Annotated in this window: 1 pseudogene; it reads left to right on the forward strand. The window is 66.6% G+C overall.

The window, feature by feature from the left end:
• Positions 1-404 (forward strand): annotated as a pseudogene (locus tag AB3X89_RS40290) (ABC transporter); the annotation flags it as partial.

The following is a 404-nucleotide window of genomic DNA, read 5'->3' on the forward strand; positions in this document are numbered from 1 at the left end:
TCACGACGCAGATCGACGTGCTGCAAGCGTTTCGCGGCGTGATCCGGCAATGCGGAATGACCGCCGTCTATGTGTCGCACGATCTGGCGGTGGTCGCGCAGATGGCCGATCGGATCGTGGTGCTCAGCAACGGTGAGATTCGCGAAACGGGCCGCACCGAGCAGATTCTGCATACGCCGGCCCATCCATATACGCAGAGCCTGATTGCCGCGGTAACGCTAGTCGCTCCCGCTGGATCGACCGCGGCCGCGCTGGACGCGTCGCAATGCAATGCTGGGCCGCTGCTCGAACTGCGCGGGCTGACGGCCGGCTACGGCGGCACCGACGCGCACGGCTGGCCGCACAAGGTCATTCTGCGCGACGTCGACCTCGCGATCGGCCGTGGCCAGACGGTGGGCGTGATC

Origin of the sequence: Paraburkholderia sp. BR14320 (genome assembly GCF_040948665.1) — a bacterium.
Classification (GTDB): Bacteria; Pseudomonadota; Gammaproteobacteria; order Burkholderiales; family Burkholderiaceae; genus Paraburkholderia; species Paraburkholderia youngii.